The sequence below is a fragment of the Corynebacterium pygosceleis genome (genome assembly GCF_016595275.2).
Classification (GTDB): Bacteria; Actinomycetota; Actinomycetes; order Mycobacteriales; family Mycobacteriaceae; genus Corynebacterium; species Corynebacterium pygosceleis.
In genome coordinates this window covers 57,796-80,249 of sequence record NZ_JAENIQ020000001.1, presented here as the reverse complement: position 1 = coordinate 80,249, position 22,454 = coordinate 57,796, and the positions used below count along the sequence as shown (strand labels likewise).

Here is a 22,454-nt window from a genome sequence, read left to right as displayed (position 1 = left end):
GATGACGAGGAGGGCCCCCGCACGATGTGCGGGGGCCCTCCTCGTCAACTCCTGATCAGGAGTTGGGTCGCTTGCCGTGATTGGCCTTGTTCTTGCGACGGTCCTTACGCTTGCGTCCACGCTTGCTCATGGTTCTCCTCCAGAATGTATCGGGCTCTGCCACAGCCGGGCCGTGGCATGACGGTCAGGGCTATCCTGCCGCGTACTTCTCGTGATCGTCACCGTGGACTGGTCCGACGGATCCGACACAGTCCCAGAGCGACAAATGCCGTTGATTATACGCAGTGGAGACCGTGACACGAAATATCCGGCACCCGCAGGTCCCCGTGGGGTGGGTGCCGGATATCCCGCATGGTGCGGGTCAGCGAACGGCGCTGCGGGTGCGGGTGCGTCCCCGGTTGCGGCGACGCTTGAGTGCACGGCGCTCGTCCTCGCTCATTCCACCCCAGACGCCCGCGTCCTGGCCGGATTCGAGGGCCCAGGTGAGACACTCGGAGGTGACGGGGCACCGGTTGCAGACGACCTTCGCGGTCGCGATCTGTGCCAGTGCGGGGCCGGAGTTTCCGACGGGGAAGAAAAGCTCGGGGTCTTCGTCGCGGCAGACTGCCTTGTGACGCCAATCCATGGGTGAATCTCCTTCAGAAAAATAAGTGATCTGTGTCAGACATTCGGCATGGCTGAACACTCTCCGACAGTTCGGTGCATCGGTGTGTCGGGAAGCCGGGCGGTGAGCCGCCCGGAGGCGGTTCCCGTGATGGTCCGCCGGGTGTGCGGGGGAATGGACTCCATTCCGGGGCGCGGTCCCGGCATCATGCCAGAAAATGAACCCGGGTTTAACACCGGGTGTCTGTGCTACCGGAAGATAATGACACGTACACATAGATGTCCGCTAGGGTTCCACCTCTAAAAGTGTCGAAGATCACACCTTCTCTTTGTCCACAGATGACACAACGTCAATGACATCCGTATAGGAACGAAGCTCCAGCCTTTTTGTTTTGCCCGCAGATTCACCGTCTACCTGCCACTTCAAGGGTCGGGGTGAGGTGAGTGTGAGCTCGCTGATGTCGTCAACTCGGATCTCCCGCAGATCCACCCGCAGAGGACGCCAGAGTCGTGCACCGATACCCATCGCATGCAGGAGCGCCACCAGACCCCCGGGTCCCTCTATGTCACGCAGGGCGTAGAGGGACAGGCCGGCATCGAGTTTCTGCTCCGGATTCGTCACCACCGCCACCGGCCCGGCATACGTCCAGGGATTCGTGTTGGACACGATGAGGAAGGGGACCTCGCCACCGGTCCGTGGCCCTTCCGCGGACTCCGCCGAGTACGTGATGGCGGGAGGATTTCTCCGGAGACGTTGCCAGGCGGTCGCCGTCACCATCGCGTAACGCCACGGTGTCGCGGACTTGCCGGCGTCACGGAGCTCCTCCATCAGGGAGATGGCGTTCGCGTCCAGTCCGAATCCCGCATTCACGCAGAACCAGCGGTCCTCGACCCGCCCCAGGGGGAGCCGACGGTACGTGTCGGAGAGGAGGAGATCACGCAACTGGGCGGCGGCCTCGGCCGGATCATTGGGTAGCCCCAGTGCCCGGGCGAAGACGTTCGCCGACCCGGTGGGGACCACCGCGATCCTCGGCAGTTCACCGGGGGCCGGACGGTTCCCCGGATCCGCCCCGAGGAGTCCGTTGATCACCTCGTTCACCGTCCCGTCACCACCCACGATGACGATGACATCGACATCGTCCCGGGTCAGACCCCTGCAGATGTCCTCCGCGTGCCCCGCGTACTGGGTGAACACGGAGACCAGCTCAGTCGCCTCCAGGAGTGGCTCGACCACCTGTCGGGTGACCTGGGGTGTCAGTGTCGTGGAGTTGGGGTTGGAGAGCATCAGGCTGCGCATGGCGTCGAGTGTAACCCCGCACCTGCGGAACCCCCGCACACACGCGGTAGGCTGGTGCCGTGACTGATTCATCCCGCGTGCCCCGTTCCCGTGCAGCATCCCGGACAGCCGGCGACCGGGCGGAATCCCCCCTGCCACCGGCGGACATCCGCCGGGCGGGACTGCTCGGCATCGTCGAGGCACTGGTGGGTCTCGCCTACGCCGTGTTCCTCATATTCCGGGAGATCACCGGACAACACGACTACGGCACCGTCACCTCGGACGGAAGCGGGAGTCTCTTCGTCGGCTACGGCACGGCCGCGTTCTTCATCGTGGTGTTCGGCACCGTCGCCGCCGCAGGTCTCGCACTCCGTCGGGGACGCCGCTGGGGGAGGGGGCCGGTGGTCATCCTCCAGATGCTGCTGCTGCCCGTCTCCTGGTACATCCTCTCCGCGGGCCTGATCGTCCCTGCTCTCGTCGTGGCGGCGTGCGCCCTGTTCGGGCTCTACCTCACCTTCAACGGCAGGTCGCTCAGCTGGGCTGCGGGCGTCTTCAGCTGACGAGCCCGACGACCTCCCCGCCGTCACCCCGCTTCTCCACCAGGACACCCCCGACGAGAGACAGGGTCACCTGTCCGGTGTATCCGCCACGGTCAACGGGAATGACCCGCTCGGTCTCCCCGGTGTCCCAGTTGGCCACCGCGATTCCTTCGGACGTGGGGTAGAGCAGTCGTTCGCCGACCGCCACCCCGGTGCCCAGTGCATCCCAGAAATGATGGGCTAGTACCAGGGACTCGGGTGTGAACAGATACAACCGCTCACCGTCGAACCACGTCAGATGATGCGGCAGGTCGGCGACGACGGGGGAGAACAGATCCGGCGCCGAATCGATGAGCGGGGCCGGTGGAACCACCGCGGTTCCGGTCTCCCCGCCGTCGAGATCGTATCCCACCATCCGGGGCTGTTCCCCGTCCACCGCGTCACGGTAGACCACGGCGCCCTCCTGGCCGGCGGCGATGATCCGGGCGGGTCCCTCCCCGAGGAACACCTGGGTCTTGATCACGGGTTTCCGGGAGTCCTTCGGGGCACGTTCCTGCATCCGCAACCAGTAACCCGCCTCCCGGTCCTCGGACGGGGGACAGTGCTCCACCACGGACAGCAGGTCCTTGCGGGTCAGTGCGGAGTTGATGGTGCAGTCCTCGTTCGGTTGCAGGGTGGGTTCCTGCTTCGCCTCCACCTCGCCGTACTCGACCGTGCGCACCAGGTCGTTGCGCCAGAGTTCCACACGGTCGCGGGAGACCAGCCCCACGGCGTCATTCGACCGGATCGGTACCGTCTCCTCGGATGCGATGGCCGACCGTGCGGCCCGGTACTCGCCGGTGGCGGTGTCCAGCCCGATGACGTCCCCGCATCCGACACCGGTCCGGTAGGTGACGTACACCCGGTCGAAGGCGGAACCGACGGAACAGATCTCGTGGTTGCTGCGCCGGTACTCCCAGACGGTGTCCCCGGTCATCGGGTCCACCGCGGTCAGTGTGCCCCCGTCAGCGGTGAAGACGAGCCCGGCACCCGACTGAACCTGGGGTTGCCCGGGTACGGCGGAATCCGGTGAACGCCACGCCTCGTGCACCTCGGCGGGGGCGGTCGCCGGTGCCGCCGCCGCGACATGCGGCTGCTCGGCGGTGGTCAGGTCGGCGGCACGGTGTTCGGAGGTGACCCACACGGTTCCGACCCCGAGGAGTGCGGTCGCGGTGATCACCCCGGTCGCCAGGAGGTCCCTGCGGCTGCGACGCAGGACGACGGTCCCGTTCCGGGGTGTCCCGGTGGGAGGGGTCCTCATCGCCGTCCCCCCCGCGCGCCGCGTCCGGTACGGCGTCCCCCGCCACCCGGGGAACCGTCACGCTGTGTCCTCGAGCCCTGCCGCGGCCCGGCGGGGCGGGTCACCGACGGGCCTCCGAACACCTTGCGCGCCGGCCCGACGCTCTCGCCGGCGCCCTCCGGGATATCGAGTGCGTCGTACAGTTCCGGGGACGTGGAGAACCAGGCGGGGGGCTCCGGCTGGCCGAGATCGAGTTCCTTGTTGATCAGCTCCCACTTCACCAGCTCGTCGTAGCCCACGAGCGTGACCGCGGTACCGGTGTGACCGGCCCGGCCGGTACGGCCGATCCGGTGCACGTAGGTCATCTCGTCGTCCGGGGTCTGGTAGTTGATCACGTGGGTGACATCGTCGATGTCGATGCCGCGTGCCGCGACATCCGTGGCGACGAGGATCTCCACGGCCCCCTCGCGGAAGGCGTTGAGGGACTTCTCCCGCGCAGGTTGCCCCATGTCCCCGTGCACCGCGCCGACGGCGAAGCCCTTGGCCGCGAGTTCCTCGGCGATCGTCGCGCAACTGCGCTTCGTCCGGGCGAAGATGATCGTCCTGCCCCGGCCCCTGCTCTGGAGTACGCGGGACAACACGGCGGTCTTGTCCATCCGGTGTGCACGGAACACCACCTGCCGGGTACTCGCGTGGGTGGCCGCCGCCCCCACCTCCTCGGCCCGGATGTGCACCGGACGGTCCATGAATGTGCGGGCCAGGGCGATGATGGGCCCGGGCATCGTCGCGGAGAACAGCATCGTCTGGTGCCTGTGGGTCAGGGCCTTCAGCAGTTTCTCGATGTCGGGGAGGAAGCCGAGGTCGAGCATCTCGTCCGCCTCGTCGAGCACGAGGACCGCGACGTGATCGAGCTTCAGGCAGCCACGGTTGTACAGGTCGATCAGACGTCCCGGGGTGCCGACGACGACGTCGACGCCGGCGTCGAGTGCCTCGATCTGTTCGTCGTAGGGCCGGCCGCCGTAGATCGTCAGGATGCGCACGGGGATGTTCGCGGCGGCACGCCGGAAATCCTCGCCGACCTGGACGGCCAGCTCGCGGGTCGGCGTGACGACGAGGGCCCTCGGGGTCCCGTCCAGCTCCTCGACGTCGGCGTCATCGAAGACCCGGTCGAGCAGGGGAACACCGAAACCCATCGTCTTGCCCATGCCGGTCCGGGCCTGTCCGATCAGGTCCTTGCCCGCGAGCGCGAGCGGAAGGGTCAGCTCCTGGATGGCGAAGGTCCGGACCATGCCGGCCGCCGCCAGTGCATCGGTGATCTCCTTGGCGACGCCGAGTTCGGCGAACGTTGGCTTCAGCTTCTGTTCAGACACCCCTTCATAGTATCCGCGCCGACGCCCGGTAGACACCCCGGTACCCACCGCACCCCAACCGTTAACCCCATCGGTCACCGGGGCGGTACCCCGGTGCTGAAGCCCACGGGCTGTCGGTGAAGTACGGAGGGCCGAACATCGGCCCGCATGTGCACCCGCGGTGCCGTACGCGTAGGCTCCCCGGTGAAAAGCGTGAACATCCGTGCCCGTTTTCCGGCCGACGTCGTTCCAGCGGACGTTCCGTGCGGTGGAACGACGTCGGCCGACGGGCACGAGGCACACGATGACATCCGAGCAACCCTAGGAGACACGACGTGGACATCAAGATCGGTTTTTCCGACACCGCCCGCGAAGTAGTGGTCAGCAGCAACGAGGAACAGGACACCATCATCGAGCAGGTCGCCGAGGCCCTGTCCGACGACAACGGTGTGCTCCGGCTCACCGACGACAAGGGTCGCGTGGTTCTCGCACGGAACAACCGCATCGCCTATGTCGAGGTGGGGACGACGACCTCACGCCCCGTCGGATTCCTGCACTGACCGACCGGCACCGGGCCGGTCGGCACCGCCGGAAGACCACCCACCGCAACTGGAGAGACCTGAAGAGACGTGGAACCGATGCTTGTACGCTTCGCCCGGGAATACGGCTGGCGCGCCTACGCGATCCCGGTGCTCATCGTGATCACCGTGTGGGTACTGGTCAGCATCTTCACCACAGACGGCCCGGAGGTCGTCGCACCGCAGGCCACGTCGCGTAGCGGTCCCGCATCCGGCGCAGGCACCTCACCGGCGGTTCCCGTGGCGCCGGATACCGCGGATCCCCGTGATCCCGGTCTCGGGAGCGGGCCGAATCCCGCGGACGCCCCACCGCCGGTCCTCCCGAACGGTGAACTGCCCCCCGGTTCCCCCTACACGGAGAAGGGGACCGGCGAGTTCCGTGCCGTCGGTCACGCCGGTCCGCCGCTCGGTCGGGGGGAGCGGACCTTCACCTACGTCGTCGAGATCGAGAACGGTGTCGACGCGGCCGTCTACGGCGGTGATGACGCCGTCGCCGCGATGGTCGACGCGACGCTCTCCGATCCCCGGGGCTGGACGGCCGACCCCCGTTTCGCGTTCCAGCACATCGACGCGAATGATCCCCGTACCCCGGACCTCCGGATCCAGCTCACCTCGGTCGGTACCACCCATGAACTGTGCGGGCACTCCCTGGAGATGGAGACCAGCTGCTTCTACTCCGACGGAAACCGTGTGCTGCTGAATGAATCCCGGTGGATCCGTGGGGCCCTGCCGTTCGACGGCGACCTCGGCTCCTACCGCCAGTACCTCATCAACCACGAGGTCGGGCACGGCATCGGCTTCGCCTCCCATGAGCCGTGCGGCGGCGACGGGGCGCTCGCCCCGGTGATGATGCAGCAGACGCTGTCCCTGTCCAACTCCGTTCTCACGGGTATCAGCCCGAACGAGATCTACCCCGATGACGGGGCGGTGTGCCGCTACAACCCCTGGCCCTACCCCCATGCCTGATTCGCGACTTCCCGTGGCCCCGGTGGACCTGCCCACGGGGGCGACCGCGCGGTACGCACGGCACCTGAGTCTCCCCGGTGTCGGTCTCGTCGGGCAGCAACGGCTCGCCGGTGCGAGAGTGCTGTGCATCGGTGCCGGTGGTCTCGGTTCCCCGGTTCTCCAGTATCTCGCCGCCGCCGGTGTCGGGACCCTCGGCATCGTCGACGACGATGCCGTCGACCTGAGTAACCTGCAGCGCCAGATCATTCACCCGGTCACCGCGGTCGGTGAGCGGAAGGTGGCGTCGGCCACCGCGTTCATCGCGAACCTCAACCCCCTGGTCACCGTCCGCACCTGGGACACCAGACTGGACCGGGGGACGGTCGGGGAGATCCTCGACGCGCTGGACCCGCACATCGTCGTCGACGGTTCCGACAACTTCGCCACCCGCTACCTCGTCGCCGACACCTGCGCCGACCGGGGGATCCCGGTGGTCTGGGGTTCCATCAGCCGGTTCTCCGGGCAGGTCTCCGTCTTCGGCGACGGGTACACCCTCCGCGACGTCTACCCTGAGCCGCCGGAGCCCGGTACCGTACCCACCTGCGCCGAAGGGGGCGTCTTCGGGGTGCTTCCCGGGGTGATCGGCACGATCATGGCGACCGAGGTCATCAAACTCGTCACCGGGACGGGGACCCCGCTGATCGGGCGTCTCGCGCTCTGGGACGGGGCGGACGCGACGATGCGCACCGTCCGGTTCGACCGGCAACCAGGTTCGGTGGCACTGCGGCACACCACCCCGCCGGAGACCGGGGGGAACCGTGCACCCGGGGCGACCGTCACACCGGACGGAATCCGCGAGATCCCCGTGTCACACTGGCCGGAACTCGTCGGAAACGGCGTCCGGTTGCTCGATGTCCGGGAACCCCACGAATGGGCGGGCGGTGTCCTCGGGGATCCGCTGCGGCTGCCGCTGGGCACCCTGAAGACCGGCGTCCTCGGCCCCCTCGACGACCTGCCGCGGGACACACCGCTGGCCGTCTACTGTGCGGCCGGTGTCCGTTCCCGGGCGGCGGCGCTCCTGCTCGACGACGCCGGATTCACCGACGTGGTGTCCCTGTCCGGCGGCATCAACGGCTGGTGGCTGCGTCACTGAACGGTCCGTGCGACCACCACCTCCCGGGCCGGGCGGGGCCGGGCGGTAACGTGGCGGGCATGGACAACACCCCTCCGGAACTACCGGACTACGTGTGCGGCATCTTCCGGGCCGCAGCCCGGGACCCGCAGCCCCTCGGTCCCGTCTGGGACAACGGCTGGCTCGTGGACCAGACGGTGATCAGCCGGGTCCTCGATCCCGTCGCCGCGAGCTGGTCGGCGAAGGTCCGTGAGCAGCTGCGGCCCGCGGGCGTCCGTCCCGCGAGACCCGTCCGGTCCACCGACGGGCGCTACGTCGTGTCCGGCTGGCGTGCCTCCACCTTCATCGAGGGGGAGCCCCTCGCCAGGGTCGACGAGACGGTCGCCGCGGCACTGCGGCTGGCGGACGCCCTCGCACCGTTGCCGGTCCCCGGTCATCTCACCGCACCCGTGGGGGAGCCGGACGGTGTCACCGACCTGTTCGCCGTCGCGGACCGGGCCGCCTGGTCCTCCGACCCCGCCTCGGTCCTCGCCCCGGCACTCGGACTCGACGCCACCGCCAGTGAGACCCAGCGCGCGGGGATGACCATGGCGGCACTGGTCACCAGGACCCTTGAACCGGTCGGTGGTGCCCGACAGGTCGGGCACGCGGACATGTTCGCCACGACCCTGTTCTCCGGGAGCCTGCCGCCCGTGGTGACCGACCTCGTCGGGGTGGCCCATCCGCACGGCTACACCGCCGCGCAGGTCATCGTCGACGCACTCGTCGCCGGTGACGTCGACGACGGCATCATCTCCCGGTTCTCGCACCTGCCGGACATCGGCCAGCTGATGCGCCGCGCCCTGCTCTACCGCCTCTACCTCCACGCACTGCTCCCCGACGCCGACCAGAACGCCAGTGCGAAACTCGCCCGGGTCGTCGAACTGCTGTTGTCCGGGGATTCTGACACACTGTGATCCATGCCTGAGACCCGCCCCACCTCCGGTGTCGGCACGTGGAATCATCTCGTGCCACCGCCGAACCCCACCGTCCGGTTGCGCCGTTCCACGACGCGACCGGACTCCCCGGCACGGACCTGGGGGCCGGAGGCCCGGCGCCTGATCGACGGTGGGGAAGGCGTCTGGCGGGTCACCGGAGCGGCCGGCCACGGCGTCAGCTCACTGCTGCTCGACACCGCCCTGGAGCGCCTGCGGCAGGGGGCCGACCCGGACGGACTGCTCATCATCACCCCGTCGAAGGAGGCCGCCGCCAGGCTCCGCGGGCAGCTCGCCGGGCACCTGCGGGAGATACCCGGTTTCGCCGGTTCCGCGCCCCTCGTCCGCTCGGCGCCGTCTTTCGCGTTCGCGTTGCTCCGGGCGGCGGCCGTCCGCTCCGGGGAACAGTCGCCCCGGCTGATCACGGGTGCGGAGCAGGACGCCGTGATCCGCGAACTCCTCGCCGGTCACGCCGAGGACGGCCTCGGCAGCTGGCCCGCCGAGCTGCGGCCCGCACTGACGATGGTGGGATTCGCCCGACAACTCCGGGATTTCCTCCTGCGTGCCGTCGAGCGTGGCCTGGGGCCGGAGGATCTGGTCCGCCTCGGACAGGAGCACGCACGCCCCGCATGGCGGGCGGCAGGCGACTTTCTCCGCGAGTACGAGCGGACGATGGCCCTCGGAGGTGTACGGCGCTACAACGCCTCGGAACTCGTCACCGTCGCCATCGAGTCCCTCGCCCTCGACACCGGACTGCTGGACCGGCAGCGTGAATCCCTGCACACCCTCCTCATCGATGACGCGCAGAACCTCGATCCACGGACCGCAGAGCTCCTGGGCCTGTTCATCCCCTCGACCCGGCTGACCGTGATCGCCGGGGACCCCGGGCAGTCGGTGTTCCGCTTCCGTGGCGCGGACCCCGACTTCCTCACGGACCACCCCTGCACCGACGAACTCATCCTGGACGTCCCCCACCGCACACCCGCCCACCGTGGTGCGGTGATCTGCGACAGTGCCGCGACCCAGTCCGGAACCGTGGCGGACACCCTCCGGCGCGCCCATCTCATGGACGGGGTCCCGTGGACGCGGATGGCGGTGATCGTCCGTTCCACCGGGGCCCTGGGGGCGGTGCGGCGGGCACTGCTCGCAGCCGGGGTCCCCGTGCAGCTGGATCCCACCGACACCGTTCTCGCGGAGCAGCGCATCGTCTCGGCGATCCTGCTGGCGGCCCGGGCACTCGACGGACCACTGGAGCGCACCGAGGTCGAGGAACTCGTGCTCGGCCCCGTCGGCGGCGCGGACCCGGTCACGCTCCGTCGTCTCCTGCGTGGACTGCGCCAGGCGGAACTCCGTCGCGGCGGACAACGACGTGCCGTCGACGTCCTCGCGGATCTGGTCCTCCCGCACGGCTCCACAGCCGGGACCCCGCCCCGGGACGTCGGTGCGGACGGCGGGGACGACGGCGGCGGTACCGGGGCCACGGACTTCCTCACCGACCGGGAGACCGAGATCCTCGACCGGGTCCGGTCCGTCCTCACCGCGGGAGTCGGGGCACACCGTGCCGGTGGATCAGTGGAACTCGTCCTGTGGGAACTGTGGAACGCCACCGGGCTCGCCGACCGGCTCTCCGCGGCGTCCCTGCGCGGCGGCACAGCCGGTTCACAGGCCGACCGCGACCTCGACGCGATGATGGCCCTGTTCGACGCCGCCGGCGACTTCGTCGAGCGTCGCCCCACCGCCGGGACGGCCAGCTTCGTCCGGCACATCACCGAACAGCAGCTCCCGACCGGGGCCCGGGACCGGCGTGGTGTCGAACCGGACGCCGTGCACCTCCTCACCGCGCACGCCGCCGGTGGCAGGGAGTGGCACACCGTCGTCATCGCCGGGGTCCAGGAGGGAACCTGGCCCACCACCTCCGAAACCGGGACGCTGTTCGGCCAGGAGGACCTCGTCGACCTCCTCGACGACGGCATCGACCCGGACATCCACATCTCCCGTTCCGTGGAACGCCTCGCCGAGGAACGGCGCCTGTTCCACCTGGCGTGCACCCGCGCCACCGACACCCTGCTGGTCACCGCACTGGACACCCCGGAAGGCAACGAGGTCCTCGAGCCGTCCCGCTTCCTCGGGGAGCTCGGGGTGGAGGTCCGCCGGATCACCGGCGGCCCCGGGGACACCGGGGGAGAGGTGCCCGGGGACACCGGTGCCGCCGACGGTGTTCCCGGCGGCCCCCGACTGCTGTCGGTCCCGGCCATGGTCGGCGAACTCCGCCGCACCGTCTGCGACCCCGGCCAACTCGGCAGCCGTCGTCGGCAGGCGGCCCGCCAGCTGGCACGCCTCGCGGAGGCCGGGGTACCCGGTGCCGACCCGGACCAGTGGTGGGGGCTCGCGGGGCCGTCCACCGACCGACCGGTCCGCCCCCACCGGGACACCGTGACCCTGTCACCCTCGCAGATCGAACAGATCGCGGAGTGTCCGCTGCGGGCCGTCCTCGGCCGTGTCGACACCGACGAGGAGATTCCGCTGCACCTCGTCGCCGGAATCCTCGCCCACGGTTTCGCCGAGGCGGTGGGGGAGGGCGCCGACAGGGACGAGGCCGCGCGGATGGTGCGGGACGCCTACACCCGGGTCCTCGACCTCACCGGAACCCCGAACTGGCGGACACCGACCGATCTCGCCGCGTGGGACCGGCTCATCGCACGCACCACGGACTGGATCACGGTCTCCCGCTCGGTGTTCACCGCCGTCGGAGTGGAGGTGCCCGTGTCCGTCACCGTCGGAACCACGGAAGACGGCCGGGACCTGGTCATCACCGGCCGGATGGACCGGCTGGAGCGCACCTCCGACGGCTCGCTCGTCGTCGTCGACCTGAAGACCGGTACCCAACCGCCCACCCAGAAATCGATGGGGGAGCACGCGCAGCTCGCCGCCTACCAGCTCGCCCTGTCGAGGGGAACGGTCATCCCCGACACCACCGCCGGGGATGTACCCGGGCGGGTCCGGGTCACCGACGCCGGGTCACCCGGCTCCGCAGAATCCGTCGGCGGTGGTGTCCTCGTCTACCCGGGCACCACCTCGGCGAAGATCACCACCCGTGACCAGGCCGCGAAGACCCCGGAGGAACTCGACGAACTCGCCGCCACCCTGCCCCGTCTCGCCGCCTCGGTGACCGGACCCCGTCTCGCCGCCCGGGTCAACCGTTCCTGTGACCGGTGCCCGCTACGCCGCATGTGCCCCGCACACGAGGAAGGACGGATGCTCACCGATGTCCGCTGAGAAACTCTCCCCGGTGCTGCTGTCCCGGTGGCTCGGACAGGAACACGCCCCCACAGACCAGCAGGCCGCCATCATCAGCGCGGATCCCGGCCCCCTCCTCGTCGTCGCGGGCGCGGGTGCGGGCAAGACCGAGACGATGGCCGCCCGCGTGGTGTGGCTGGTCGCCTCCGGACTCGCCGCACCCGATCAGGTCCTCGGGCTCACGTTCACCCGGAAGGCCGCCCAGCAGCTCTCCCAGCGCATCCGGGCACGACTGGCCACACTCGCCGGGATACCCCGGCTCCGGGACCTCGACCCGACCGGCACCCTGGAGCACAATCTCCGGGCGATCACCCCGACCGTCTCGACCTACGACTCCTACGCCGGCCGACTCATCGGCGAATACGGCCTGCTCCTCCCCGTGGAGCCCTCCGCCCGACTGATCACCCGCACCGAGCTCTTCCAGATCGCCTGGGATCTCGTCGGCTCCTACCGGGGTGAGCTGCCCATGGAGACGGGCCGCGCCCACGTCGTCGACACCCTGCTCGCCCTGTCCGCCGACATGGACAACCACATGGTCGACGCCACCGGCATCACCGAGGAGACACTGCCCTTCGTCTCCCTCTTCGAGGAACTTCCCCCGGGCCCACGGCAGAAGGAGAAGCTCGCACAGAAAACCGCGAACATCCGGGACCGGCAGTTGACGCGCCTCGCGCTCCTCCCGCTCGTCGAACAACTGCGTGCCGAACTCAGCCGCCGCAACGTCATCACCTTCGGGGAGCAGATGTCCCTCGCCGCCCGACTCGCCTCCACCCACCCCGAGGTCGGATACAGTCAGCGCCGCCGTTTCCGTGTCGTCATGCTCGACGAGTACCAGGACACCTCGCACGCCCAGCGGGTGCTGCTGTCCAGTCTCTTCGGCGGTACCGACCCCTCCCTCACGGTCACCGCCGTCGGCGATCCCATGCAGTCCATCTACGGCTGGCGGGGAGCGACCGCGGCCAACCTCACGCGTTTCGTCACCGACTTCCCCCGCATCGACCGCCACGACCCCACCGCCCCGCCGCAACCGGCACCGAAGATGGAGCTGGTCACCAGCTGGCGCAACCCACCCGAGATCCTCACCGCGGCCAACGCCGTCTCCCGTGGCGTCCTCGGGCCGGAGAACATCCCCGACCGTGCCGTCCAGCCGCTCCGGTCGCGCCCCGGAGCACCCGCCGGGGTTCTCCGACTGGGCTGGTTCGCGGACGCCGCCACCGAGATCGGGTGGATCGCCGACCGGCTCGCCGACGACTACGCCGAGCGCCGGGAAAACGGGCGGAAGTTCACCGGTGCCGTCCTCGTGCGCAAGCGGAAACACTCCGCCGCGATCGCGGCGGCACTCGGGGAACGGGGCGTTCCCGTCGAGATCGTCGGACTGGCCGGGCTCCTCGACATCCCCGAGGTCGCGGACCTCGTCGCCTTCGCGACGATGCTGGTCCGACCGGGGGACAACCGGGCCGCACTCCGCATTCTCACCGGGCCCCACGTCGGGCTCGGGGGCGCGGACGTCCTCGCCCTCGCGGACCGGGCCGCCAACCTCGCGGGTCGTGCCACCGGAGGAGCGCGACGACAGGAACCGCCGGACACTGACGCGGTGGACCGGGGCCCCGACGACCCCGCCCTCGCCCGACTCCACCGGATCATCAGCGAGACCCTGCCCACGGGGGACGACACCGCCACCGCCGGACTCACCGACGCCGTCGCCGACCTCGGTGAACCCGAGAGATACAGTGCCGGCGGGCTGATCCGGCTCCGTCGCCTGGCCGCGCACCTCCGGTACCTGCGCACCCACTCCCTGGGGCACGACCTGAGCGAGATCTTCGGGGACATCGAGAGGATCACCGGGATCCGCACCGAGATCCTCTCCCGGACCGACCCCCACGCCGACGGTGCCGCCGGAACCGTCCACCTCGACCGGTTCCACGAACACGTCGCCTCCTTCGCCCAGATCCCCGGGACGGGACTGCGCAGCCTCCTCGACCACCTCTCCCTCGCCCGGGAACAGGAGGAGGGTCTGGAACCCGGTGAGGTACGGGTCAACGCCGACCGGGTGCAGATCCTCACCGTGCACAAGGCGAAGGGGCTCGAATGGGACACCGTCGCCGTGCTCCACGCCGACAACCGGACCTACACCGACGCCTCCTCCCCCCGGGTCACGGTGGAGACCTGGCTCACCGACATCACCAAGGTGCCCGCCACCCTGCGTGGCGACGCCCGCGACGACGCCGATGACCCGGTGGGCAGTCCCGTCCTGGACACCGTCGACGCGGAGAACCGGAAGGACCTGGAGAACGCGATGGAGGAGCACCGCGCACAGTTCCGTACCGCACTCGAGGAGGAGAACACCCGCCTGTTCTACGTCGCACTCACCCGTTCCGAACGACTCCTCTACGTCACCGGATCCGAGACGAACGACACGGGCACGACCGCCGCCCCCTACGTGCACGTCGACGAGATCCGCCGCAACCAGCCGGGCTCCGTCGTCCACTGGCACGAGACGGAACCGGAGGCCCCGACGGAGAACTCCGGCAGTGACGACGGCGGGGACACCCCGGACGCCGTGTTCCCGCCCGAGCACCTCGGCGCGCGGGCCGACGCCGTCCGCGGCGGTGCCGAGCTCGTCCGGGCCGCCGCGGTCGAACCACCCCCACCGGGCCACGACGGCGACATCGAGGAACTCTGGGAACAGGAGGTCAGCGCACTGATCGAGGAACAACGCCGCCTGGACACCCCGGTCGTCGACGTCGAGATCGGCCGGGAACTCACCGCCTCGGATCTGGTGGCGGTCGCACGGGACGCCACGGCCTTCGCCCGCAGGCTCCGCAGACCGGTGCCGTTCAAGCCGAACACCTACGCCAAACGCGGCACGGCGCTGCACCAGTGGATCGAGGACCGCTACGGTGCCACCGGTCTGCTGGACGAGGACGAGTTGCCCGGTCTGGGGGAGGAGGACATCCGTGGGCCCGAGCTCGCCCGTCTCAAGGAGGCGTTCCTCGCCAGCACCTGGGCGCAGCGGACACCGGAACACGTCGAGCAGCCCTTCGAGATCACCATCGGCGGACATGTCGTCCGCGGGCGGATGGACGCGGTGTTCCATGACGGGGACGACCCGACGACGGGCTGGATGGTCGTCGACTGGAAGACCGGTCGGCCACCGACGGGCCCCGATCTCGGGGCGGCGGTGATCCAGCTGGCGGTCTACCGTCTGGCATGGGCGCAACTGCTGTCCCGGCGGACGGGGAGACGCATCGATCCGGCCGAGATCAGGGCCGCTTTCCACTACATCGGGTCCGACCACACCCTCGAGCCGGGTAAGCTACCAGACGCCGGGGAACTGGCGCAGTTGTTGTAGGGTGCCTCACCGTCGGGTGCGGGCCCGCACCACGGCCCACCGGCACAGCGAGACGACCAGAACACGGAGACGAGATGCGCAAGAGCTTCCGCGACCGGTTCCGCAGCGACACCGAACTCGATGATCTCCCCGATCACGCGCTGCTGAACATCATCCGCATCCCGGGGCAGCGCTACTTCTCCCCGTGGACGCTCATCGCGCGTCGGGTGGTGTACGCACTGATCCTGCTCGCTCTCGTCGCGCTGATGGTCTACGCGGACAAGGACGGCTACTCCGAGGACCTGACCTTCATCGACGCGGTCTACTACTCGGCGGTGTCGCTGTCCACGACCGGTTACGGCGACATCACCCCGGTGACCCAGAACGCCCGCCTGATCAACATCATCATCATCACCCCGATCCGGATCGCATTCCTGATCCTCCTGGTCGGTACCACCCTGTCCGTGCTCACGGAGGAAACCCGTCGGGCACTGCAGATCCAGCGTTGGAGGAAGCGCATGCGCAACCACACCGTCGTCGTCGGCTACGGCACCAAGGGACGCTCCGCCGTCGCCGCACTCATGGCCGACGGCACACCGCCCAGCCAGATCGTCGTCGTCGACACCGACCGGCACTCCCTCGACATGGCGTCGAGCCAGGGGCTGGTCACCGTGCACGGCTCCGCGACGAAGGCCGACGTCCTGAAACTCGCGGGTGTGACCCGGGCCCGGGCCGTCGTCGTCGCCCCCAACATGGACGACACCGCCGTCCTGGTCACCCTGAGCGTCCGGGAGATCGCCCCCGCCGCGACGATCGTCGCCAGCGTGCGCGAATCCGAGAACCTGCACCTGCTGAAGCAGTCCGGCGCGGACTCCGTGGTGATCTCCTCCGAGACAGCCGGCCGCATGCTCGGCCTGGCCACCGTCACCCCGTCCGTCGTGGAGATGATGGAGGACCTGCTGTCCCCGGACGAGGGCTTCTCCATCGCCGAACGACTCGTCGGTGAGGACGAGGTCGGGGCGAACCCCAGACACCTCGCGGACATCGTGCTCGGTGTCGTGCGCTCCGGTGAGCTCTACCGCATCGACTCACCCGAGGCGGAGACGGTGGAACCGGGGGACCGGCTGCTGTTCGTGCGCCGCGTGTTCCGGGAGGACGTGTCCGGGCAGTGACGACCCACGAACCGGACGCACGCCTCAACGACACCGGGGAGGAGGGGCCCGTCGTCCACGAGAACCATCTCTGCGTGACCCTGCGCGACACGGCCCTGATGTCCGGGGACCTCACCGCCGTCTACCTCACGACGGCTCAGCTCGCCGACCTCGGAGTGCCGACCGACGGGAGGGTGCTCCTCGAGGTCGGTGCCACCCGTGGGACCATCGACCGGGACTACGCCCTGCGCGTCGACGACGCAGCCGCCGAGGCCGTCATGTCGGGGACGGAGGCGACCCACGAGGTGGCGCCCCGGGATCTCGACCACCGCACCTGGTTCCGCACCGTGGCCCGGGCCGTCGCCGTTCTGCGCACCACCGAACGTCTCCGCTTCGATCCCCGGGACGGGTCGGAACTGACCTGGAACGAGACCGGCAGCAGAGCGGTGAACGGTGCAGGGGGAGAGTACTTCCCCCGCGTCGATCCGGCGGTCATCGGACTCATTGAACTCTCCGGTACGGGCCGGATACTCCTCGCCCGGAACGCCAGAAACGACTTCTTCTCGCTGGTGGCCGGATACGTGGAACCGGGGGAGAGCCTGGAACAGGCCTTCGCCCGGGAGGTGGCGGAGGAGACCGGGCGCACCTGCCGGGACATCCGCTACGCGGGCAGTCAACCGTGGCCCGTGTCCGATTCGGTGATGATCGGGTTCACCGCCGTCACCGACGACGCCGACGCCCGGTGGGGCACCGACGGGGAGCTCGCGGAGATCATCTGGGCGACCCCCGCGGACATCCTCGACGGAGCGGTGCCCGTCGCGCCACCCGGCTCCATCGCGCACCGCCTGATCATCGGGTGGGCCCGGGCGCGGGCGACCGCCGCCACGACCGACACCGAACACTGACCCCGGAGAGACGACATGGCGATCAACCTCGACGAACTGGACCCGGACCAGCGGGTGGCCGCGACCGCTCCCCGGGGGCCGGTCTGCATCCTCGCGGGAGCCGGGACCGGCAAGACCCGTACCATCACCTACCGCATCGCGCATCTGATCGACCAGGGCTTCGTCGGTCCGAACCGGGTGCTCGCCGTGACGTTCACCGCACGGGCCGCCGGAGAGATGCGGCACCGGCTCGCCCGCATGGGCATCGGTGGTGTCCAGGCGCGCACCTTCCACGCCGCCGCCCGGCGCCAGCTGCGGTACTTCTGGCCGCAGGTCGCCGGAGATCTGCCGTGGCGGCTGCTGGACAACAAGTTCCCGCTCGTCGGGCGGGCCACCCGCAGCGTCGGCGTGGACTCCGGCACCGAGACCGTGCGGGACATCCTGGGTGAGATCGAGTGGGCCAAGGCCTCGCTGATTACCCCGGACGCCTACGCGGAGGCGATCGCCGGCACGCAGCGCACGCCGCCCGTCGAGGCGGAGAAGGTCGCGGAGGTCTACCGACGCTACGAGCGGGCGAAGACCTCGGAGGAGGGGATGCTCCTCGACTTCGACGACCTCCTCCTGCACACCGCCGCCGCCCTGGAGAACGCCCCCGCCGTCGCGGAGGAGTTCCACGAGCAGTACCGCAGTTTCGTCGTCGACGAGTACCAGGACGTCACCCCGCTCCAGCAGCGGGTGCTCGACGCGTGGCTCGGGGAGCGCGACGACCTCACCGTCGTCGGTGACGCGAACCAGACCATCTACTCGTTCACCGGCGCCAGCCCGGACTTCCTGCTCAACTTCACCCGGAAGTACCCCGACGCCACCCTGACCCGGCTCGAACGCGACTACCGCTCCACCCCGCAGGTCACCCGACTCGCCAATGCCGTGATCGGTCGGGCGAAGGGCCGGGTCGCGGGCACCCGGCTCGAACTCACCGGCATGCGGGACCCGGGGCCGGAACCGGAGTTCTCCGTCCACGACGACGAGCCCGCGGAAGCCGCCGCCGTGGCGAAGAAGATCGCGGAACTCATCGATTCCGGGGTGTCGCCCGCCGAGATCGCCGTGCTCTACCGCATCAACGCCCAGTCCGCCGTGTTCGAGCAGGCGCTCTCCGACGCCGGAATCGTCTACCAGGTGCGCGGTGGGGAAGGGTTCTTCAACCGGGCGGAGGTCCGTAAGGCAATCACCGAGCTCGTGCGCGCGGCGCAGCGCGACGACCTCCCCGCCGAGGCCGTCGGACCCGGGCTCCGCGTCGTCGCACGTGCCGTCCTCGCGCCCCTCGGCCTCACCCCGGAGGAACCGGAGGGCGCCCAGGCCAGGGAACGGTGGCAGTCCCTCAACGCGCTCGTCGAACTCGTCCACGAACTCGGCCTCGCGACCCCGGACCTCGACATGAACGGTCTGCTCGTGCAGCTGAAGAACCGGGCCGAGGCCAAGCATCCGCCGACGGTGCAGGGGGTGACGCTCGCGTCGCTGCACGCCGCGAAGGGGCTGGAGTGGGACGCCGTGTTCCTCGTCGGCCTCGTCGAGAACACCCTCCCCATCAGCCACGCGATCAAGGCGGGGGACCACCAGATCGAGGAGGAGCGCCGACTGTTCTACGTCGGTGTCACCCGCGCCCGGACCCATCTCTTCTGCTCCTGGGCACTCGCCCGACAGGAGGGCGGCAGAAAGTCGCGGAAACGCACCCGGTTCCTCGACGGGATCGTCACCGACCCGGAGCCGGTGGAACGGGGAACGTCCCGCAACCGCCCGAAGCGGTGCCGGGTGTGCGGCTCCCCGTTGGAGAGCCCGCAGGAGAAGGTACTGCGCCGCTGCATCGACTGCCCCGGCGGTGCGGACGACGGGATCTTCGAGCAGCTGCGCGCCTGGCGGGCGGAGACCGCACGGGAGGATCAGGTTCCCGCGTACATCGTGTTCTCCGACGCGACCCTCATGGCCATCGCCGAGGCCATGCCCGCCGACGAACGGGAACTCCTCGGTGTCAGCGGCGTCGGCCCGGTGAAGGTGGACAAGTACGGTGACCGGGTGCTCGCCATCGTCAACGGCACCCTCGACTGACCTTCACCGGTGTGCGGCTGACCAGCACTCCGGGCAGTGCGGATGCGTCCCGTAACGGGCCGAACCTGTCGTGAGCCGGTGCGGATCGACGGTGAGCACCGTCCCCACGGAGGGGAGTCCACGGTCGGGTCCCGGGGCCGGGGCCGTGGCACCCGCACAGCGGAGAACCAGCGCCGCGGCGGACGTGACCGCCGTGTGCAGGACAACGGGATCCGGTGGCAACCAGCCGCCGTCCCCGAACCGGAACGCATCCCGCGGACCTCCCGGATCGGTGGCGCACCGGTGCAGCCGCAGGCAGAGCGGGCACGGCCCCTCGCCCCGTAGGCGGATCGGCCCCAGGATCACCCGACCGTCCACGACGGTCACGGGAATGACGTCCCCGCCCCGGCGCAGGATCGGAGCCGCGAATCCGGGCAACTCGTCCGGGGCTCCCGTGACCACCACCGGGGAACCGGGGGAGAAGGTGCGGAGGAAACCACCGGGCCGTTCGCCGGGGAGCCTCCCGGACACCTCGACACCGTGTTCCACGAGAAGGGCACGGACACCGTCGGCGAGGGGGTTCTCGCCGAGTACACCGATACGCGGGGGCGCACCCCGCGCGGGGACGAGAACACCGTATCCGAGGAGTTCATCGATCAGGGTGGCGGTTTCCGCGGGCGTGACACCCGCGTCGGTGAGGGCCTCGGTGAGTTGCCCGCCCGTCACGGGGGAACGGGCGCCGGTGAGGAGCGAGTGGACGCGCCGGGTCGTCTCCGGGGTGAGGGTGTCGATGACTCCGGCCCAGGCGGAGTCGGCACCGAACTGGAGCGCCCCGTCGCGGCGGAGGTGGAGGCCGACCGTCGGGGCCAGCTGGAGGAGAGTTCCGTTTTCGGGCATGGGGTACCTCGGGATCGTGGTTGTCCACAGGTCGCATCACGGTGACGGTGCGACCCCTTCATCACGGATAGACTCTGTTTCCATGGCCGAGCGTTCCACACTCCCCGAGATCCAGGTGATCCGATCCACCCGCCGGAAGAGAACGGTGTCCGGCCGGATCGTCGACGGGAGGATCGTCGTCCGGATTCCGGCGCGTCTCAGCGCGGCGCAGGAGACGGAGGCCGTCGCGGACATCGTCGCGAAGGTGCGGCGGCGGTCCACGTCGGTGCACACCGGGGACGCGGAACTCGAGGCCCGTGCCCTGGAGCTGAACAAGCGGATTCTGGAGGGACGCGCCACCTTCAGCTCCGTCCGGTGGGTGGCCAACCAGACGCAGCGCTGGGGTTCCTGCAGCCCGGACACCGGGGAGATCCGCATCACCGATCGGCTGCGCGAGGTCCCCGGATACGTGCTCGACGCCGTTCTCGTGCACGAACTCACGCACACGTTCATCCACTCGGGGCACGATGTGGCCTTCCGGGCGTGGGCGGACCGTGCACCGCATGCGGAGCGGGCGAAAGGTTACCTCGAGGCGTACCAGCGTTTCGGTGGAAAAGGGAAGTGACCCGCGGTACGGGTCACTGCGGGTCACTGTGGGGTCACGGGGGAGCGGATCAGGAGTTCGGTTTGTCGTCCCCGGCGTCCCCGCCGTCTGCGTCATCCGGGGCGTCGGATTCCGGGGTGTCCCCCGTGTCCTTCCGGTCGGCTTCCTCGGCGAGCATCTTCTCCAGGGCGTCGATCTCCGCGATGGGGTCGAAATCCTGGGCCCCGCCCTCGTCGAGCAGGCCGTCGATGAACTCCGCGGAGTTCTCCAGGTCGGAGGCCACCGGCAGGAAATCGGGGTGGTCCCAGACGGCGTCACGGCGCTTGACACCCACGGCCACCTCGATGCGGCGCCACAGCTCCATGGCCTCGGCGACCTTGGGTGCGGCGAACTCGATGCCGACGACCTTGGAGAACGCCTGCTCCGCGGAACCACCCGTGGCGCGGCGTCGACGCCACGCCTCGTTCATCGCCGCGGTGGAGGGAATCCGGTCGCCGATCGCCTCGGTGACCACGAGTTCCACCCAGCCCTCGACGAGCGCGAGCATCGTCTCCAGCCGGGACGCGGCACCCGCGTTACGGGAGGAGATCCTCGGCGACAGGTCCATGCCCTGCAGACGCTGCATCGCGTCCTGGATCTGCGCCGGATCGCCGCTCTCCAGGTTGAGCTCCCGGGCCGCCTCCTCGATGTGGGAGGTGTCGATCACGAGCCCCGCCGCGTACTCCTCCACGGAGGAGACCAGGCGCTCGACCAGCCAGGGAACGTGCCTGAACAGGCGCTGGCGCGCGGCCTCCCGGACACAGAGGTAGACGAGTGCCTCCTGCGCCGGGACATCCAGGCCCTTCGACATCTCCTGCAGATGCACGGGAAGCACCGCGGTGACCCCCGCAGGCGCGACCGGGAGACCGAAATCGGAGCCCGTCAGCGCCTGGCGGGCGAGATCCCCCAGGGCGTTGCCGAGCTGCATGCCGAAGTTCATCCCCGACATCTGGTTCATCATCTGGAGCATGGGGCCGATCATCTGCCGGGCCTCCTCCGGCAGGGACTCCAGCTGGGCCTCGTTCATCCGCTCCGCAACCGGGGTGACCATCCTCCTCCACACCGGGAGCGTCTGCTCCAACCACGTCTCCGCGTTCCATGCCTCGACCCGCCCCGAGGACGTGGGCAGTTCGGTGGCGTCATCGAGCCAGAGCTCCGCGAGACGCACCGCATCGGTGACGGCGGTGACCTGATTCCCGGGCACCGGCTGCACGCGACCGATCTGCTGGCGGGCGATCCTTTCTGCGAGTGCGTAGTTCACCGCCCCCTGTCCGTCGGGGGAATTCATGGACGACCCCATTCCCGACAGCATCTGACCGAACTGGTTGAGCATGTCGCCCAGGCCACCGCCGCCCGCGTTGCCGCCGCCCATACCCGGACCGAAGCTGAAGAAACCGAAGTTCCCCTGACCGTCGTTGCGGTCGTCATCGTCATCGTTACCGGGCCGGAAGCCAAAACCATGGTTGTTCATGGCTCCAACCTACCGGCGGCCGTGAGAGCTTCGCCATCACGGAA

18 protein-coding genes are annotated in these 22,454 nt (G+C 69.5%); 11 read left to right on the top strand and 7 right to left on the bottom strand.

The features are described 5' to 3' along the window. Positions 1 to 55: 55 nt before the first annotated feature. From JIM94_RS11440 to JIM94_RS00270, 3 genes are all read right to left on the bottom strand, one after another. Entirely contained in the window at positions 56 to 130 is a 75-nt protein-coding gene (locus tag JIM94_RS11440) for a 50S ribosomal protein bL37 (protein ID WP_014300525.1), read from the bottom strand. Between the two features lie 231 nt (positions 131 to 361). Beyond that, complete coding sequence (locus JIM94_RS00275; protein WP_200254091.1) at positions 362 to 625, bottom strand: WhiB family transcriptional regulator; 264 nt, start codon at positions 623 to 625, stop codon at positions 362 to 364. 294 nt (positions 626 to 919) lie between these two features. Beyond that, on the bottom strand, positions 920 to 1,900 hold the full coding sequence (locus JIM94_RS00270) for a diacylglycerol/lipid kinase family protein (protein WP_200254090.1): 981 nt from the start codon (positions 1,898 to 1,900) through the stop codon (positions 920 to 922). 59 nt (positions 1,901 to 1,959) lie between these two features. Here JIM94_RS00270 and JIM94_RS00265 point away from each other — a divergent pair, with 59 nt between their 5' ends. Continuing rightward, on the top strand, positions 1,960 to 2,439 hold the full coding sequence (locus JIM94_RS00265) for a hypothetical protein (protein ID WP_200254089.1): 480 nt from the start codon (positions 1,960 to 1,962) through the stop codon (positions 2,437 to 2,439). Here JIM94_RS00265 and JIM94_RS00260 read toward each other — a convergent pair. Both JIM94_RS00260 and JIM94_RS00255 read right to left on the bottom strand, forming a co-directional pair. Next, a complete protein-coding gene (locus JIM94_RS00260) occupies positions 2,432 to 3,718 on the bottom strand; it encodes an Rv3212 family protein (RefSeq protein ID WP_200254088.1) in 1,287 nt (428 codons plus the stop codon). The two genes, JIM94_RS00265 and JIM94_RS00260, sit on opposite strands and share 8 nt — an antisense overlap. Further along, the gene (locus tag JIM94_RS00255) at positions 3,715 to 5,067 is read right to left on the bottom strand and encodes a DEAD/DEAH box helicase (protein ID WP_200254087.1); all 1,353 of its coding nucleotides are present in this window, start codon (positions 5,065 to 5,067) and stop codon (positions 3,715 to 3,717) included. Before JIM94_RS00255 ends, JIM94_RS00260 begins: the two co-directional genes overlap by 4 nt. A 314-nt stretch (positions 5,068 to 5,381) precedes the next feature. Between JIM94_RS00255 and JIM94_RS00250 the strand changes: the two genes are divergently transcribed. The 9 genes from JIM94_RS00250 (at position 5,382) to JIM94_RS00210 (ending at position 19,441) form a co-directional block, all read left to right on the top strand. Next, entirely contained in the window at positions 5,382 to 5,606 is a 225-nt protein-coding gene (locus tag JIM94_RS00250; RefSeq protein WP_200254085.1) for a DUF3107 domain-containing protein, read from the top strand. Positions 5,607 to 5,684: 78 nt separating this feature from the next. After that, positions 5,685 to 6,590, top strand: coding sequence for a DUF3152 domain-containing protein (locus tag JIM94_RS00245; protein WP_200254083.1), 906 nt, complete (start codon positions 5,685 to 5,687; stop codon positions 6,588 to 6,590). Beyond that, the gene (locus JIM94_RS00240) at positions 6,583 to 7,722 is read left to right on the top strand and encodes a ThiF family adenylyltransferase (protein WP_200254081.1); all 1,140 of its coding nucleotides are present in this window, start codon (positions 6,583 to 6,585) and stop codon (positions 7,720 to 7,722) included. The genes JIM94_RS00245 and JIM94_RS00240 overlap by 8 nt, the downstream gene beginning before the upstream one ends. 59 nt (positions 7,723 to 7,781) lie before the next feature. Then, on the top strand, positions 7,782 to 8,657 hold the full coding sequence (locus tag JIM94_RS00235) for a TIGR02569 family protein (RefSeq protein WP_200254079.1): 876 nt from the start codon (positions 7,782 to 7,784) through the stop codon (positions 8,655 to 8,657). Between the two features lie 3 nt (positions 8,658 to 8,660). Next, positions 8,661 to 11,951: an ATP-dependent DNA helicase gene (locus JIM94_RS00230; RefSeq protein ID WP_200254077.1), complete on the top strand. Its 3,291-nt coding sequence runs from the start codon at positions 8,661 to 8,663 to the stop codon at positions 11,949 to 11,951. Continuing rightward, positions 11,941 to 15,324, top strand: a complete 3,384-nt coding sequence (locus tag JIM94_RS00225) for an ATP-dependent helicase (RefSeq protein ID WP_200254074.1) — start codon at positions 11,941 to 11,943, stop codon at positions 15,322 to 15,324. The genes JIM94_RS00230 and JIM94_RS00225 overlap by 11 nt, the downstream gene beginning before the upstream one ends. Before the next feature lie 74 nt (positions 15,325 to 15,398). Further along, a complete protein-coding gene (locus JIM94_RS00220; protein ID WP_198738651.1) occupies positions 15,399 to 16,475 on the top strand; it encodes a potassium channel family protein in 1,077 nt (358 codons plus the stop codon). After that, the gene (locus JIM94_RS00215) at positions 16,472 to 17,359 is read left to right on the top strand and encodes an NAD(+) diphosphatase (RefSeq protein ID WP_248085875.1); all 888 of its coding nucleotides are present in this window, start codon (positions 16,472 to 16,474) and stop codon (positions 17,357 to 17,359) included. The genes JIM94_RS00220 and JIM94_RS00215 overlap by 4 nt, the downstream gene beginning before the upstream one ends. A gap of 15 nt (positions 17,360 to 17,374) precedes the next feature. Next, on the top strand, positions 17,375 to 19,441 hold the full coding sequence (locus tag JIM94_RS00210) for an ATP-dependent DNA helicase UvrD2 (RefSeq protein WP_200254072.1): 2,067 nt from the start codon (positions 17,375 to 17,377) through the stop codon (positions 19,439 to 19,441). A gap of 3 nt (positions 19,442 to 19,444) precedes the next feature. Here the strand turns inward: JIM94_RS00210 and JIM94_RS00205 are convergent, their stop codons facing one another. Continuing rightward, entirely contained in the window at positions 19,445 to 20,317 is an 873-nt protein-coding gene (locus JIM94_RS00205; RefSeq protein WP_200254070.1) for a hypothetical protein, read from the bottom strand. Positions 20,318 to 20,399: 82 nt separating this feature from the next. Between JIM94_RS00205 and JIM94_RS00200 the strand changes: the two genes are divergently transcribed. Then, the gene (locus tag JIM94_RS00200) at positions 20,400 to 20,921 is read left to right on the top strand and encodes a M48 metallopeptidase family protein (protein WP_200254068.1); all 522 of its coding nucleotides are present in this window, start codon (positions 20,400 to 20,402) and stop codon (positions 20,919 to 20,921) included. 49 nt (positions 20,922 to 20,970) lie between these two features. On the opposite strand, the gene JIM94_RS00195 is transcribed toward JIM94_RS00200, so the two are convergent. Further along, positions 20,971 to 22,410: a zinc-dependent metalloprotease gene (locus tag JIM94_RS00195; RefSeq protein ID WP_200254066.1), complete on the bottom strand. Its 1,440-nt coding sequence runs from the start codon at positions 22,408 to 22,410 to the stop codon at positions 20,971 to 20,973. Positions 22,411 to 22,454: the final 44 nt, after the last annotated feature.

Bases quoted from the DNA above. Each gene is read 5' to 3' on its own strand.
- JIM94_RS00275 (WP_200254091.1), bottom strand. From the start codon at position 625: ATGGATTGGCGTCACAAGGCAGTCTGCCGCGACGAAGACCCCGAGCTT.
- JIM94_RS00270 (WP_200254090.1), bottom strand. From the start codon at position 1,900: ATGCGCAGCCTGATGCTCTCCAACCCCAACTCCACGACACTGACACCC.
- JIM94_RS00260 (WP_200254088.1), bottom strand. From the start codon at position 3,718: ATGAGGACCCCTCCCACCGGGACACCCCGGAACGGGACCGTCGTCCTG.
- JIM94_RS00245 (WP_200254083.1), top strand. From the start codon at position 5,685: ATGCTTGTACGCTTCGCCCGGGAATACGGCTGGCGCGCCTACGCGATC.
- JIM94_RS00240 (WP_200254081.1), top strand. From the start codon at position 6,583: ATGCCTGATTCGCGACTTCCCGTGGCCCCGGTGGACCTGCCCACGGGG.
- JIM94_RS00235 (WP_200254079.1), top strand. From the start codon at position 7,782: ATGGACAACACCCCTCCGGAACTACCGGACTACGTGTGCGGCATCTTC.
- JIM94_RS00230 (WP_200254077.1), top strand. From the start codon at position 8,661: ATGCCTGAGACCCGCCCCACCTCCGGTGTCGGCACGTGGAATCATCTC.
- JIM94_RS00225 (WP_200254074.1), top strand. From the start codon at position 11,941: ATGTCCGCTGAGAAACTCTCCCCGGTGCTGCTGTCCCGGTGGCTCGGA.
- JIM94_RS00220 (WP_198738651.1), top strand. From the start codon at position 15,399: ATGCGCAAGAGCTTCCGCGACCGGTTCCGCAGCGACACCGAACTCGAT.
- JIM94_RS00210 (WP_200254072.1), top strand. From the start codon at position 17,375: ATGGCGATCAACCTCGACGAACTGGACCCGGACCAGCGGGTGGCCGCG.
- JIM94_RS00205 (WP_200254070.1), bottom strand. From the start codon at position 20,317: ATGCCCGAAAACGGAACTCTCCTCCAGCTGGCCCCGACGGTCGGCCTC.
- JIM94_RS00200 (WP_200254068.1), top strand. From the start codon at position 20,400: ATGGCCGAGCGTTCCACACTCCCCGAGATCCAGGTGATCCGATCCACC.
- JIM94_RS00195 (WP_200254066.1), bottom strand. From the start codon at position 22,410: ATGAACAACCATGGTTTTGGCTTCCGGCCCGGTAACGATGACGATGAC.